This is a genomic window from Enterobacter sp. BIDMC93 (assembly GCF_001037805.1).
Classification (GTDB): Bacteria; Pseudomonadota; Gammaproteobacteria; order Enterobacterales; family Enterobacteriaceae; genus Enterobacter; species Enterobacter hormaechei_C.
In genome coordinates this window covers 3,715,573-3,730,351 of sequence record NZ_KQ089962.1, presented here as the reverse complement: position 1 = coordinate 3,730,351, position 14,779 = coordinate 3,715,573, and the positions used below count along the sequence as shown (strand labels likewise).

General features: G+C 56.4%; 14 protein-coding genes. 10 read left to right on the top strand and 4 right to left on the bottom strand.

Translation table 11 applies throughout. The annotated features are described in order from the left end of the window. Positions 1-9: 9 nt before the first annotated feature. From kdpB to kdpF, 3 genes are read right to left on the bottom strand one after another with little or no spacing between them, the layout of a single operon-like run. Positions 10-2,058, bottom strand: a complete 2,049-nt coding sequence (kdpB, locus tag SK58_RS17495; RefSeq protein WP_048220268.1) for a potassium-transporting ATPase subunit KdpB — start codon at positions 2,056-2,058, stop codon at positions 10-12. Between the two features lie 18 nt (positions 2,059-2,076). After that, positions 2,077-3,756 (bottom strand): potassium-transporting ATPase subunit KdpA, encoded by a 1,680-nt coding sequence (gene kdpA / locus SK58_RS17490; protein ID WP_048220267.1) that lies wholly within the window; start codon positions 3,754-3,756, stop codon positions 2,077-2,079. Then, positions 3,756-3,845, bottom strand: a complete 90-nt coding sequence (gene kdpF / locus SK58_RS22760; RefSeq protein ID WP_003858638.1) for a K(+)-transporting ATPase subunit F — start codon at positions 3,843-3,845, stop codon at positions 3,756-3,758. Before kdpF ends, kdpA begins: the two co-directional genes overlap by 1 nt. A 309-nt stretch (positions 3,846-4,154) precedes the next feature. On the opposite strand from kdpF, the gene SK58_RS17480 reads away from it, so the two are divergent. The 7 genes from SK58_RS17480 (at position 4,155) to nei (ending at position 10,260) form a co-directional block, all read left to right on the top strand. After that, the gene (locus SK58_RS17480) at positions 4,155-4,361 is read left to right on the top strand and encodes a YbfA family protein (protein WP_003858637.1); all 207 of its coding nucleotides are present in this window, start codon (positions 4,155-4,157) and stop codon (positions 4,359-4,361) included. 598 nt (positions 4,362-4,959) lie between these two features. Beyond that, complete coding sequence (gene phrB, locus SK58_RS17475; protein WP_023296128.1) at positions 4,960-6,372, top strand: deoxyribodipyrimidine photo-lyase; 1,413 nt, start codon at positions 4,960-4,962, stop codon at positions 6,370-6,372. 10 nt (positions 6,373-6,382) lie between these two features. Further along, positions 6,383-7,126 carry a type 2 GTP cyclohydrolase I gene (locus SK58_RS17470; protein ID WP_026094364.1) on the top strand — a complete coding sequence of 248 codons (744 nt, stop codon included), beginning with the start codon at positions 6,383-6,385 and terminating at the stop codon, positions 7,124-7,126. Between the two features lie 14 nt (positions 7,127-7,140). Then, positions 7,141-7,797, top strand: coding sequence for a 5-oxoprolinase subunit PxpB (pxpB, locus tag SK58_RS17465; protein WP_003858633.1), 657 nt, complete (start codon positions 7,141-7,143; stop codon positions 7,795-7,797). Then, positions 7,791-8,723 carry a 5-oxoprolinase subunit PxpC gene (gene pxpC / locus SK58_RS17460; protein WP_032652989.1) on the top strand — a complete coding sequence of 311 codons (933 nt, stop codon included), beginning with the start codon at positions 7,791-7,793 and terminating at the stop codon, positions 8,721-8,723. The genes pxpB and pxpC overlap by 7 nt, the downstream gene beginning before the upstream one ends. Next, positions 8,710-9,450: a 5-oxoprolinase subunit PxpA gene (gene pxpA / locus SK58_RS17455; RefSeq protein WP_048220266.1), complete on the top strand. Its 741-nt coding sequence runs from the start codon at positions 8,710-8,712 to the stop codon at positions 9,448-9,450. The genes pxpC and pxpA overlap by 14 nt, the downstream gene beginning before the upstream one ends. A gap of 18 nt (positions 9,451-9,468) precedes the next feature. Further along, entirely contained in the window at positions 9,469-10,260 is a 792-nt protein-coding gene (gene nei, locus SK58_RS17450; RefSeq protein ID WP_032670331.1) for an endonuclease VIII, read from the top strand. 84 nt (positions 10,261-10,344) lie between these two features. Here nei and SK58_RS17445 read toward each other — a convergent pair whose 3' ends face one another. After that, positions 10,345-11,628: a citrate synthase gene (locus SK58_RS17445; protein ID WP_006809584.1), complete on the bottom strand. Its 1,284-nt coding sequence runs from the start codon at positions 11,626-11,628 to the stop codon at positions 10,345-10,347. 638 nt (positions 11,629-12,266) lie between these two features. Between SK58_RS17445 and sdhC the strand changes: the two genes are divergently transcribed. Genes sdhC through sdhA form a run of 3 tightly spaced genes read left to right on the top strand, consistent with a single transcriptional unit; the run spans position 12,267 to position 14,778 of the window. Continuing rightward, positions 12,267-12,671, top strand: coding sequence for a succinate dehydrogenase cytochrome b556 subunit (sdhC, locus tag SK58_RS17440; RefSeq protein WP_026080740.1), 405 nt, complete (start codon positions 12,267-12,269; stop codon positions 12,669-12,671). After that, entirely contained in the window at positions 12,665-13,012 is a 348-nt protein-coding gene (gene sdhD, locus SK58_RS17435) for a succinate dehydrogenase membrane anchor subunit (protein WP_003858621.1), read from the top strand. Before sdhC ends, sdhD begins: the two co-directional genes overlap by 7 nt. Continuing rightward, the gene (gene sdhA / locus SK58_RS17430) at positions 13,012-14,778 is read left to right on the top strand and encodes a succinate dehydrogenase flavoprotein subunit (protein WP_017384970.1); all 1,767 of its coding nucleotides are present in this window, start codon (positions 13,012-13,014) and stop codon (positions 14,776-14,778) included. The genes sdhD and sdhA overlap by 1 nt, the downstream gene beginning before the upstream one ends. Position 14,779 lies beyond the last annotated feature (1 nt).

Sequence of the window (14,779 nt, the reverse complement as noted above, 5' to 3'; positions counted from 1 at the left end):
ATCCACCTTTTAAACCAGCCCGAACAGCGTTAACAGCATGTCGATAACCTTGATCCCAATAAAGGGCACCACCAGCCCACCCAGACCGTAAATCCACAGGTTACGGCGCAGCATGGCGGCGGCCGTCAGCGGCTTATAGCTCACCCCTTTCAGCGCCAGCGGAATAAGAAAGACAATAATCAGCGCGTTGAAGATCACCGCGCTCAAAATGGCCGAGGCCGGAGAGTGCAGGTGCATCACGTTCAGGGCATTCAACTGCGGGTAGGTTGCCGCAAAAGCCGCCGGAATGATGGCGAAATACTTCGCCACGTCGTTGGCGATACTGAACGTGGTCAGCGAGCCGCGCGTCATCAGCATCTGCTTCCCGATATGTACCACTTCGATCAGCTTGGTCGGGTTCGAGTCGAGATCCACCATGTTGCCCGCCTCTTTTGCCGCCTGGGTACCGGAGTTCATCGCCACCGCCACGTCGGCCTGCGCCAGCGCCGGGGCGTCGTTGGTGCCGTCGCCGGTCATCGCCACCAGACGGCCTTCCGCCTGATACTGGCGAATGAGTGCCAGCTTCGCTTCCGGCGTCGCTTCGGAAAGGAAATCATCCACGCCCGCTTCGGCGGCAATGGCCGCCGCAGTCAGACGGTTATCCCCGGTGATCATCACTGTTTTAATGCCCATCTTACGCATCTGGGCGAAACGCTCTTTAATACCGCCTTTAACGATATCCTTCAGGGCGATAACCCCCAGAACGCTTGCACCTTCCGCCACCACCAGCGGGGTTGCTCCCTGACGCGCCACGCTTTCCACCAGGTTGTCGACTTTCGGGGGGAAGTGTCCATTATTGGCTTCAATATGACGGCGAATGGCATCAACGGACCCTTTACGGATCATCCGGTCCTGAATGTTAATTCCGCTCATTCGGGTTTGCGCTGTGAAGGGCACGAACGTGGCGTGCAGGCTCTGAACGTCGCGCTGGCGCAGGTTAAAGCGCTGCTTGGCGAGGATCACGATACTGCGGCCTTCCGGCGTTTCATCGGCCAGCGAGGAAAGCTGCGCCGCGTCAGCCAGCGTTTTTTCATCCACGCCGGGAGCAGGTAGAAAGTCAGAGGCCTGACGATTGCCCAGGGTGATGGTCCCGGTTTTATCCAGCAGCAGCACGTCTACGTCACCCGCCGCTTCAACGGCGCGTCCGCTGGTGGCGATGACGTTCGCGCCCAGCATCCGGCTCATCCCCGCCACGCCAATCGCGGAAAGCAGGCCGCCGATAGTGGTGGGGATCAGACAGACGAGCAGGGCGATCAGTACGGTGATGCTAACCGCTGTACCGCCGTAGGCGGAGAAGGGCCACAGGGTTGCCGTTGCCAGCAGGAAGACAATGGTGAGCGCCACCAGCAGAATGGTCAGGGCGATCTCGTTCGGCGTTTTACGACGCTGTGCGCCTTCCACCATGGCGATCATCCGGTCGAGAAAGGTTTCGCCCGGGTTAACGCTGCACTGGATCACCAGCCAGTCGGAAAGAATGCGCGTTCCGCCGGTAACTGAGGCGAAATCTCCGCCCGACTCACGGATCACCGGTGCGGATTCCCCGGTAATGGCGCTTTCGTCTACCGACGCGCCGCCCTCAATCACCTCACCGTCGCAGGGGATGATGTCGCCAGCTTCCACCAGCACCACGTCACCTTTGCGCAGTTCATCCGCCGGAACGTGGTCCATCTGCGCGCCGTATTTAGGTTCGCGTAATTTGCGCGCAAAGGCGGTCTTTTTTACCCCTTTCAGGCTGTTGGCCTGTGCCTTACTGCGGCCTTCCGCTAACGCTTCGGCGAAGTTGGCGAACAGCACGGTAAACCACAGCCACAGGCTGATGGCGGCGGTAAAGGTTGCATTCCCTGAAAGGTGTCCCGTTCCCATGGCAATCGCCAGTGCGGTGGTGAGTAAACTTCCAGTCCAGACAATAAACATCACCGGGTTGTGCCACTGCACGCGCGGGCTCAGTTTTTTTACCGCATCCATGAGGGCCTGACGAACTAACGTCGGTTCGAGCAGGGCCAGTTGTTTACGACTCATGACAAATTCTCCGCAAAATCAGCGTAAAGAGAGATATTCCGCAACCGGGCCTAACGCGAGGGCGGGGATAAAGGTCAGGGCACCCACCAGCAAAACGGTGCCAATCAGCAGGCCGACGAACAGCGCGCCGTGAGTCGGTAACGTACCGGTGGTGGTCGGCTGGAGCTTCTTATTCACCAGTGTTCCAGCGATCGCCATGACGGGAATAATCACGCCGAAACGTCCGATGAACATGCAGAACGCCAGCAAACAGTTCCAGAACGGCGAGTTGGCGCTTAATCCTGCAAAGGCGCTGCCGTTGTTGTTGGCGGCAGACGAAACGGCGTAAAGCACTTCGCTAAAGCCGTGAATGCCCGGGTTAAAGACGCCGTTGCGCCCGGCGTCGGTCATCAGCGCCAGCGCGGTACCGAGCAGCACAAGGGTGGGGGTGACCAGAATTGCCAGCGCGGTTAATTTCATTTCGCGGACGTCGATTTTTTTGCCGAGATACTCCGGCGTGCGACCGATCATTAGCCCGGCGATAAACACGGCGAGCAGAACGAACAACAGCATGCCGTACAGCCCCGAACCGACCCCACCGAAAACTACCTCGCCAATCTGCATCAGCCACATCGGGATCATGCCGCCGAGCGCGGTAAAAGAGTCGTGCATGGCGTTCACTGCCCCGCAGGAGGCCGCCGTGGTGACCACCGCATAGAGGCTGCTGGCAAGAATGCCGAAGCGGCTCTCTTTGCCTTCCAGGTTGATATTGCTGTTAGCCCCCAGCTGCATGAAGTGGCTGTTGCCGTTCCATTCGGCCCACATCACCAGTGCTACGCAGACCACGAAGATCAACGACATCGCCCACAGCAGCGTACGTCCCTGGCGGCGATCGTTAACCACATCGCCAAAGGCGAAGCAGAGCGCGGCGGGGATCAGGAAGATCGCCAGCATCTGTACAAAATTGGTTAATGCCGTTGGGTTTTCAAACGGATGCGATGAGTTGGCGTTGAAGAAGCCGCCGCCGTTGGTGCCCAGCATCTTGATCGCTTCCTGCGACGCCACCGGCCCCATTGGAAGGAGTTCCCTGGCCCCTTCAAGCGAGGTGTAAGGGGTATAAGGCAGCAGGTTTTGCAGAGTGCCTTGCTGAATAAAGAACAGGGCAATAATCAGCGCAACAGGCACCAGGATCCAAAGGGTGATGCGCGTGACATCAACCCAGGCGTTGCCGAGGGTGCTGACATTCTGACGGGCAAACGCGCGTGTCAGGGCGAAGATCACCGCGATACCGCTGGCCGCAGAAAGAAAGTTTTGCACGGTTAACCCGGCCATCTGGCTGAAGTAGCTGAGCGTGGTTTCACCAGCGTAAGACTGCCAGTTGGTGTTGGTGACAAAGCTGACCGCCGTGTTCAGCGCCAGATGCCAGGATAAACCCGGTAACTGCTGCGGGTTCAACGGCAGACTGCCCTGGAGCATCAGCAGCGTAAAGAGGGCAATAAGCCCCAGGATATTCAGAAGCAGTATCGCCATTAGGTACTGGCGCCAGTTCATTTCCCGATCGCTGATACCTGAAATGCGCCAGAGCACGTTTTCAATATTTCGCGTGCCAGGCAATGGCACGTTGTTTATCAGCCGCGCCAGCGCTGTTCCCAGCGGCCTGGCGAGCACAAACAGTACCAGTAAAAAGCTGGCAATAAGCAAAAACGCCTGAGCAGCCATCAGAATGCCTCCGCATTAATCAGGGCATAAATCAGATAACCCAATAACAGGAACACCAGCACGATGCCGGCAATCAGACCTGCACTCACAATCCACCTCCGGGTGACTTTTGTTGTTGTACAAACGGTAGGATTTATGGCGCAAAGATTTCGCAAAAATCAGAAGGGCAGGTGTAAAAAAAGTATAAAAAGGGAAAGACCACAATTTAACTATTGGTAAGTAAATCGTTAACTTTTTTGTAACTTAATTACAGGCGGGAATGTAAATATTCACGAAATGAATGAAAATAAGTGGTCGGATGAGTAGTAAAATTACAAACAAAGCGGTATTATTTTAACCAGGTCACAGATTTCACATTTTCCGGAGACGGTTTCCGGCCAACTACAGGGGAGAAAATTATGGATCTTTATAAAGAGTTTCCGGCTCATATCATTTTCATGCGTCGCACTTTCGCCGTAGTGGCTGGCGTGCTGGCCCTGCCGGTGATGCTGTTCTGGAAAGATCGCGCACGTTTCTACAGTTACCTGCACCGCGTCTGGGCGAAAACCAGCGAGAAGCCGGTGTGGATGGATCAGGCCGAGAAAGCGACCTGCGATTTCTACTGATACGGTGTGACATCGTAGCCATAAAAAAACCGCCTACAGCAATGTGGCGGTTTTTTTGTCCCTCGGGATTCGCGGTCCGTTGGGTAATCTTGCAGCCCCTACCCGGGATTTTTATCATACCCTTCTTTAAAAAGTTCACAATCCACTTCACCTTTATAAATTCCTAATTTTACTGAAATAACTTACTTTTGGTGTTGGTGCTAATTATTATGCCACGTCCCTTTCCGCCATCTCGCAAATGGGCATCGGTCCTGGGAAAGGTGTATCCATAGCCGTAAAGCAGCCCACCTACCCGGGCTTGTGTCCACCGATTTATCACCGGTGGTGATAGGTGGAGCGGTTAGCAGCAGGGACCGCATAGTGAAACGCTATTTATGCATCGCGTTCATTGTCGCCAGCGCACTCGTTGTAAAGAGTGATAAACCGGATGTGTTTATTGCCTTTACCCTGATAGCGCAGGACAAGTAGCGTTAAGGCCGCCTTGGGCGGCCTTTTTTATTTCATCCCGTCTACACTTCATGGCAAAGTAGTTCAAAGCGTGCCTTTTTCCTTTTACGGCATGCCCTTACGGACATAATGGACAATTGCCAGGAGTTTTATGCCCACCCATCTGGTTTGGTTTCGCGCGGATTTACGCATTCACGACAACTTCGCTCTCGCGGCGGCCTGCCGCGCTAAAGACGCGAATGTGCTGGCACTGTTTATCGCCACGCCTGAACAGTGGCGGCAGCATGACATGGCGCCCCGGCAAGTGGCACTACTCAGCGCGTATCTGAATGACCTGCAACATTCACTGGCTGAAAAAGGCATTCCGCTGATCTATAAAGAGGCCCATGATTTCGCCGCGCAGCGCCAGACGGTGCAGGCAATCTGCCAGCAGCACGCAGTAACGCATCTTTATTACAACTATCAGTATGAATTCAACGAGCAACAGCGGGATCGTCAGCTGGAGAAAACCCTTGCGGGCGTGGTCTGTGAAGGCTTTGATGACAGCGTGATGCTCGCGCCGGGCAGCGTAATGACCGGTAACCACGAGATGTATAAAGTTTTCACGCCGTTTAAAAATGCCTTTATCAAACGCCTGAAAGAGGGACTACCTGAGTGCGTTACCGCCCCGACCGTGAGAGGGGAAACGATAACGGATCTGCCGGCGATCAGGCTGAATTATCCCCAGCAGTCGTTCGATGAAACACTATTCCCCGCCAGTGAGAAAGCAGCTATTGCCCGGTTGCGTCAGTTCTGCACGCAGGGGGCGGCGGAGTACGAGGCGCGACGGGATTTTCCAGCGACTGAAGGCACCAGCCGCTTGTCGGCCTGTTTAGCGCTGGGCGCGCTCTCTCCGCGCCAGTGTTTACATCGCCTGCTGGCGGAACAGCCTCAGGCCTTAGACGGGGGGGCGGGCGCAGTGTGGCTGAACGAACTGATCTGGCGTGAGTTTTATCGCCATCTGATGACGTATCATCCTGATTTGTGTAAACATCGGCCCTTTATTCGCTGGACCGAACAGGTACAGTGGCAGTCGAATGAGAAGCTGCTTAAAGCATGGCAGCGTGGGCTCACCGGCTTCCCGATTGTTGATGCGGCTATGCGGCAGCTCAATGAAACCGGGTGGATGCATAACCGTCTGCGTATGATTACCGCCAGCTTCCTGGTGAAGGATCTGCTTATCGACTGGCGAACCGGAGAGCGTTATTTTATCTCTCAGCTGATCGATGGCGATCTGGCGGCGAATAACGGCGGCTGGCAGTGGGCGGCCTCCACCGGAACGGATGCGGCTCCCTATTTTCGGATCTTCAATCCGACCACGCAGGGACAACGATTTGACGCCGACGGCGAGTTTATCCGTCGCTGGCTGCCGGAGCTTAAGGATGTCCCGGCCAAAGCCATTCATGAACCCTGGGTATGGGCGGATAAACAGCGTGTTACCCTGAACTATCCCCGTCCCATTGTCGACCATAAACAGGCGCGCGTCGCCACGCTGGCGGCGTACGAAGCCGCCCGAAAAGTTTGAGAGAATGATGATGAAAAACAGTGAACTGGAACGCCTGATTAACGAAAAACTCAACACGGCTTCGTTTAGCGACTACGGCCCGAATGGCTTGCAGGTGGAGGGGCGCGAGGCGGTGCAAAAAATCATCACCGGCGTAACGGCAAGCCAGGCGCTGCTGGATGAGGCGGTGCGTCAGGAAGCCGATGCGGTGATTGTCCACCACGGTTATTTCTGGAAAAACGAATCACCGATTATTCGCGGCATGAAGCGCAACCGACTCAAAACGCTGCTGGCGAATGACATCAACCTGTACGGCTATCACCTGCCGCTCGATGCGCATCCTGAACTGGGAAATAACGTTCAGCTTGCGCAGCTGCTGGGGATTACCGTGATGGGTGAAATTGAACCTCTGGTGCCGTGGGGCGAACTGTCGATGCCGGTTCCGGGTCTGGAGCTGGCTTCGTGGATCGAAGCGCGCCTGGGGCGTCGTCCGCTGTGGTGCGGCGACACCGGGCCGGATACCGTGAAGCGCGTGGCATGGTGCACCGGCGGCGGCCAGGGCTTTATTGACAGCGCGGCGCGTTTTGGTGTCGACGCCTTCATTACCGGCGAAGTCTCCGAGCAGACCATTCACTCAGCCCGTGAACAAGGCCTGCATTTTTACGCGGCGGGCCATCACGCCACCGAGCGTGGCGGCATCCGCGCCCTCAGCGAGTGGCTGACGGAAAATACCGATCTGGATGTGACGTTTATTGATATCCCTAATCCGGCCTGATGAGAGGTAGTTAAGTGCAGCGAGCGCGTTGTTATCTTCTGGGTGAAACCGCGGTAGTTCTGGAGCTTGAGCCTCCGGTGACGCTTGCCACGCAAAAGCGTATCTGGCGTCTGGCTCAGCGACTGCCCGAGCTACCCGGCGTGGTTGAAGCTATTCCGGGTATGAATAATATCACCGTGGTGCTGCGTGATCCGCACACGGGGGCGCTGGATGCCATTGAGCGTCTGCAACGCTGGTGGGAGGAGAGCGAGGCGCTGGAGCCGGAATCGCGGACGATTGAGATCCCGGTTGTCTATGGCGGCAAGGGAGGTCCCGACCTTGGCGTGGTGGCCGAACACTGTGGATTAACGGAGAAGCAGGTTGTGGAGCTGCATAGCTCAGTCGACTATGTTGTCTGGTTTTTGGGATTTCAGCCGGGTTTCCCCTATCTGGGCGGGTTATCGCCCCAGCTGCATACGCCGCGCCGGGCTGAGCCGCGCCTGAGCGTACCGGCGGGCAGCGTGGCGATTGGTGGCGAGCAAACGGGAATTTATCCGCTCGCCTCACCGGGAGGCTGGCAACTGATTGGGCACACGTCCACGCCGTTATTTGAACCAGGCCAGGACGCGCCCATACTCCTGCGTCCGGGGGATACCCTGCGCTTTATCCCGCAGAAGGAGGGGGTATGTTAACGCTTATTCGCGCAGGGCTTTACACCTCGGTACAGGATGCCGGGCGTTTTGGGCTGCGTCAGTCGGGCGTAAGCTACTGCGGTGCGCTCGATCGCCCTTCGCTGGAGATTGCCAACCTGCTGGTAGGTAACGCAGGCAGCACGGCGGCGTTAGAAATTACGCTGGGTCAGTGCGTGATTGAGTTTGGTCAGGAAACCTGGTTTGCCTTAACCGGCGCGGGCTGTGATGCGACGCTGGACGGCAAAGCGGTGTGGACCGGCTGGCGCCTGCGGGCGAAGGCCGGGCAGCGTCTGACGCTCAAGCGTCCTCTGCACGGCGTGCGCAGCTATCTTGCGGTGGCGGGGGGGATCGACGTGCCGGAGGTGTTGGGCTCATCCAGCACCGACCAGAAAGCGGGAATGGGCGGCCATGAAGGACGGCTGCTGCGTGACGGCGATCGTCTGCGAATAAAGACCTCAACGCGTCATTTCACCACCACGCAGGGCGTGAAACAGCTGCTGTGGGGGAACGTGATCCGCGCCTTACCAGGACCGGAATACCATGAGTTTGATGAAGCCGCGAAAGAGTCTTTCTGGCGCTCGCCGTGGAAGATCAGCCCGCAGAGTAACCGCATGGGTTACCGGCTTCAGGGGCAGCCGCTGATCCGCACGACTGACCGGGAGCTGCTTTCCCATGGTCTGTTGCCCGGGGTGATTCAGGTGCCGGGCAACGGGCAGCCCATCGTACTGATGAACGATGCGCAAACCACGGGGGGATATCCGCGTATTGCCTGCATTATCGAAGCGGATCGCTACCATCTGGCGCAAATTCCTCTAGGTCAGCCCATTCATTTTGTGCAGTGTTCGCTGGAGGAGGCGCTGAAAGCCCGGCAGGATCAGCAGCGTTATCTCGAACAGCTGGCGTGGAGGCTCGATGGTAAAGATTGATTTAAACGCCGATCTGGGGGAGGGCAGCAACGCCGATGCGGCGCTGATGACGCTGGTCTCCTCGGTGAATATCGCCTGCGGGTTTCATGCCGGCGATGCGCAGACCATGCTGGCGAGCGTGCGCAATGCCATGAAAAACGGCGTGGCGATTGGCGCTCACCCCAGCTTTCCCGACCGGGGAAACTTTGGTCGCACAGCGATGGATCTGCCGCCTGAGACGGTTTACGCGCAAATGCTCTACCAGATCGGCGCGCTGGAGGCGATAGTGCGCGCTGAGAATGGCGTGTTGCGCCACGTCAAGCCGCACGGCATGCTCTATAACCAGGCGGCGAAAGATCCGGTGTTGGCGGATGCCATTGCCCGTGCGGTGCGGGACTGTAATCCGCAACTGATTCTGGTAGGCCTGGCGGGCAGCGAGCTTATTCGTGCCGGAGAACGGCTGGGGCTGACTACGCGGCAGGAAGTGTTTGCCGATCGGGGATACCTGCCGGACGGTAGCCTTGTTCCGCGTACGCAGGCCGGTGCGCTGATCACCGACGAAGGTAAAGCACTGGCGCAGACGCTGGAGATGGTGCGCTTCGGGCGAGTAACCTCAACGGAGGGGACAACGGCAAACGTTCAGGCTGATACGGTGTGCTTACACGGTGACGGCGAGCATGCGCTCCAGTTTGCGCGACGCCTGCGGGCGGCGTTCTCGGAAGAGGGCATTGTTGTCAGCGCAGAATAATCATGAAAGGACAATAACATGCCAGAAGGTCCGGAGATCCGCCGCGCGGCGGATAGCCTGGAGGCGGCGATAAAGGGCAAACCTCTGACACACGTCTGGTTTGCCTTTCCTCAACTCAAGCCGTTTGAATCGCAGCTGGTGGGGCAGACGGTGACCCACATTGAAACGCGCGGCAAGGCGTTACTCACCCACTTTTCCCATAACCTGACGTTATACAGCCATAATCAGCTTTACGGTGTCTGGCGGGTGGTGGAGGCGGACGAGCAGCCGCAAACGACCCGCGTGCTGCGCGTGCGGCTACAAACGGCGGATAAGGCGATCCTGCTTTACAGCGCCTCTGATATCGAAATGTTAACGCCGGAGCAGCTGCTGACGCATCCGTTCTTACAGCGGGTCGGGCCGGACGTGCTCGACATGCGTCTGACGGCAAGCGATGTGAAAGCCCGGTTGTTATCCCCCACATTCCGCAACCGGCAGTTCTCCGGGCTGTTGCTCGATCAGGCATTTCTGGCGGGGTTGGGAAACTACCTGCGGGTGGAGATCCTCTGGGAAGTGGGGCTGGCGCCGCAGCGCAAAGCGTCGCAGCTGAGCGATGAACAGCTGGAGGCGCTGTCGCACGCGTTACTGGATATTCCACGGCTGTCGTACAACACGCGCGGCGTGGTGGATGAGAACAAGCATCACGGGGCGCTGTTCCGCTTCAAGGTGTTTCATCGGGCAGGTAAAAAGTGTGAGCGGTGCGGCGGGGTGATTGAGAAGGCGACGATCTCTTCCAGGCCGTTTTACTGGTGTCCTGGGTGCCAGATGTAAAAAAGCCGGGTGGTGGCTACGCCTTACCCGGCCTACATCTCGCACTTGTAGGCCCGGCAAGCGAAGCGCCGCCGGGCGTGTTTTTTAGCGCTTAATGTCAGACTTAAAATCACGCTGCTCGTAGCCGGTATACAGCTGACGAGGACGCGCGATTTTCATGCCTTCGCTGTGCATTTCGTTCCAGTGCGCAATCCAGCCCACGGTACGCGCCATGGCGAAGATTACGGTGAACATGGAAGACGGAATGCCCATCGCTTTCAGAATAATGCCAGAGTAGAAATCGACGTTCGGGTAGAGTTTCTTCTCGATGAAGTACGGGTCGTTCAGCGCGATGTGTTCCAGCTCCATCGCTACTTCCAGCAGATCATCTTTGGTGCCCAGCTCTTTCAGCACTTCGTGGCAGGTCTCACGCATGACGGTCGCGCGCGGGTCGTAGTTTTTGTAAACACGGTGACCGAAGCCCATCAGACGGAAGGAGTCATTCTTGTCTTTCGCGCGGCGCACGAACTCAGGAATGTGCTCAACGGAGCTGATCTCTTCCAGCATCTTCAGTGCCGCTTCGTTCGCGCCGCCGTGCGCCGGTCCCCACAGGGAGGCGATGCCCGCAGCGATACAGGCGAACGGGTTCGCGCCGGAAGAGCCCGCGGTACGGACGGTAGAGGTCGAGGCGTTTTGTTCGTGGTCAGCGTGCAGGATCAGAATACGGTCCATCGCGCGTTCCAGCACCGGGTTCACTTCGTACTCTTCGCACGGCGTGGAGAACATCATACGCAGGAAGTTACCCGCGTAGGAGAGGTCGTTGCGTGGGTACACAAACGGCTGACCGATAGAGTATTTGTAACACATCGCCGCCATGGTAGGCATTTTAGACAGCAGACGGAACGCCGCGATATCACGGTGACGTGGGTTATTCACGTCCAGAGAATCGTGGTAGAACGCCGCCAGCGCACCGGTAATACCGCACATGACCGCCATCGGATGAGAGTCACGACGGAACGCATGGAACAGACGGGTAATCTGCTCATGGATCATGGTGTGACGGGTCACGGTGGTTTTAAATTCATCGTACTGGGCCTGCGTCGGTTTTTCGCCGTTCAGCAGGATGTAGCACACTTCCAGATAGTTGGATTCGGTGGCTAACTGATCGATGGGGAAGCCGCGATGGAGCAGGATACCTTCGTCACCGTCAATGTAGGTGATTTTGGATTCGCAAGATGCGGTGGAGGTGAATCCAGGGTCAAAGGTGAATACCCCTTTGGAACCCAGCGTACGGATATCAATAACATCCTGACCGAGCGTGCCTTTTAGCACATCCAGTTCAATAGCATCATCACCATTTAGGGTGAGTTTTGCCTTTGTATCAGCCATTTACGGTCTCCTTAGCGCCTTATGCTTAAGACTGCGCTTTACCGGATTTGCTTTCAGCTGTTAATCATCGTTACCAGATTGTTATTTGGCTTACCGCTCAGCTCACGAGGAGAAACCAGGGTACAGAGCTATGGCGCCTTGCAGGTAAACGAATGAAATATCAGTGAAACAACAGCAAATCAGCGTTTTGCAGTCCGAATTATTCAAACCTGTATATCACTAATAACTGTCCTGATAACTTCGGTCAATACCATCACACTGTTACATAACTATTTGTCAGGTGAAAGAGAGACCTCATAACTTTTGCGCATTATATGCCTTTTCTGATGACGTTTGTAACAATATTGTTTAACATTTGTCAAATCAGATGATTAAAAATTAAAAAGATGTTGTTATCGTGACCCCGATCACTGTTCCAGAGAAAACCCAACAAACTGTATGTAGGTTAATTGTAATGATTTTGTGAACGGCCTATACTGCCGCCAGGTCTCCGGAACACCCTGCAATCCCGAGCCACCCAGCGTTGTAACGTGTCGTTTTAGCATTTGGAAGCAATGTTTTGCATGACGCGCAGTTATAGAAAAGGAACGCTGTCTGACCCGCATCGCAGTCCGGAGGAAGGAAACAATAAGAACAGCATGTGGGCGTTATTCATGATAAGAAATGTGAAAAAACAAAGACCTGTCAATCTGGATCTCAAAACGATCCGATTCCCTGTAACAGCAATAGCGTCCATTCTGCACCGTGTTTCTGGTGTGATTACGTTTGTGGCGGTCGGTATCTTGCTGTGGTTACTGGGAACCAGCCTCTCATCCCCTGAAGGATTCCTCCAGGCCTCAGCCATCATGAACAGCTTCTTCGTGAAATTTATCATGTGGGGCATTCTGACCGCGCTGGCCTATCACGTGGTTGGCGGCGTTCGCCATATGCTGATGGACTTTGGCTACCTGGAAGAGACGTTCGAGGCCGGTAAACGTACCGCTAACATTTCATTTGTGATCACTGTCGTGCTTTCACTTCTCGCAGGAGTTCTCGTATGGTAAGCAACGCCTCCGCATTAGGACGCAACGGCGTACATGACTTCATCCTGGTCCGTGCTACCGCCATCGTTCTCACCCTTTACATCATCTATATGATCGGTTTCTTCGCGACCAGCGGCACGCTGACGTGGGAAATCTGGAGTGGTTTCTTCGGATCGGCCTTCACCAAAGTGTTCACCCTGCTGGCCCTGTTCTCCATCCTTATTCATGCCTGGATTGGCATGTGGCAGGTGTTGACCGATTACGTTAAACCGCTGGCGATTCGCCTTCCGCTGCAACTGATTATTGTTGTTGCTCTGCTGGTTTACGTCATTTATGGATTTGTTGTGGTGTGGGGTGTGTAATGAAACTGCCAGTCAGAGAATTTGATGCTGTTGTGATTGGTGCGGGTGGCGCAGGTATGCGCGCCGCACTACAAATTTCCCAGAGCGGCCAGACCTGTGCGCTGCTCTCTAAAGTATTCCCGACCCGTTCCCACACTGTGTCTGCGCAGGGCGGTATCACCGTTGCGCTGGGTAATTCCCATGAAGATAACTGGGAATGGCATATGTACGATACGGTAAAAGGTTCCGATTACATCGGTGACCAGGATGCCATCGAATATATGTGTAAAACCGGCCCGGAAGCGATTCTGGAGCTGGACCACATGGGTCTGCCGTTCTCTCGTCTGGAAAATGGCACCATCTATCAGCGTCCGTTTGGCGGCCAGTCGAAAAACTTCGGCGGCGAGCAGGCGGCACGAACCGCAGCGGCGGCTGACCGTACCGGCCACGCGCTGCTGCACACGCTGTATCAGCAGAACCTGAAAAACCACACCACCATCTTCTCCGAGTGGTATGCGCTGGATCTGGTGAAAAACGCCGATGGCGCCGTGGTGGGTTGTACCGCCCTGTGCATCGAAACCGGTGAAGTGGTCTACTTCAAAGCCCGCGCAACCGTGCTGGCGACCGGCGGCGCAGGCCGTATCTATCAGTCCACTACCAACGCCCATATCAACACCGGTGACGGCGTTGGGATGGCGATCCGCGCTGGCGTGCCGGTGCAGGACATGGAGATGTGGCAGTTCCACCCAACCGGTATCGCCGGTGCGGGCGTACTGGTGACAGAAGGCTGCCGTGGTGAAGGTGGTTACCTGCTGAACAAACATGGCGAGCGCTTCATGGAGCGTTATGCGCCAAACGCAAAAGACCTTGCGGGCCGTGACGTGGTGGCGCGTTCCATCATGATCGAAATCCGTGAAGGCCGCGGCTGTGACGGCCCTTGGGGTCCACACGCGAAGCTGAAACTCGACCATCTGGGTAAAGAAGTGCTGGAATCCCGTCTGCCGGGCATTCTGGAGCTGTCCCGCACCTTCGCGCACGTCGACCCGGTGAAAGAGCCAATTCCGGTTATCCCAACCTGTCACTACATGATGGGCGGTATTCCGACCAAAGTGACCGGTCAGGCGCTGACCGTGAACGAGCAGGGCGAAGACGTGGTCATCCCTGGCCTGTTCGCGGTAGGCGAAATTGCCTGCGTATCCGTGCACGGCGCAAACCGTCTGGGCGGCAACTCCCTGCTGGACCTGGTGGTATTTGGTCGTGCGGTGGGTCTGCATCTCCAGGAGTCTATTGCCGAGCAGGGCGCGCTGCGTGATGCGACCGACGACGAAATAGATGCCTCTCTTGAGCGCCTCAACCGCTGGAACGGCAACCGTAGCGGCGAAGATCCGGTGGAGATCCGTAAGGCGTTGCAGGAGTGTATGCAGCACAACTTCTCGGTATTCCGCGAAGGTGACGCGATGGCCAAAGGGCTTGAGCAGCTGAAAGCGATCCGCGAGCGTCTGAAGAATGCCCGTCTGGATGATACCTCCAGCGAGTTCAACACCCAGCGCGTTGAGTGCCTGGAGCTGGATAACCTGATGGAAACCGCGTTCGCCACTGCGATGTCGGCAAACTTCCGTACCGAAAGCCGTGGCGCCCATAGCCGCTTCGACTTCCCGGATCGTGATGACGAAAACTGGCTGTGCCATTCCCTGTATCTGCCAGAGTCGGAAACCATGACGCGTCGTAGCGTTAACATGGAACCGAAACTGCGTCCGGCGTTCCCGCCGAAGATTCGTACTTACTAAT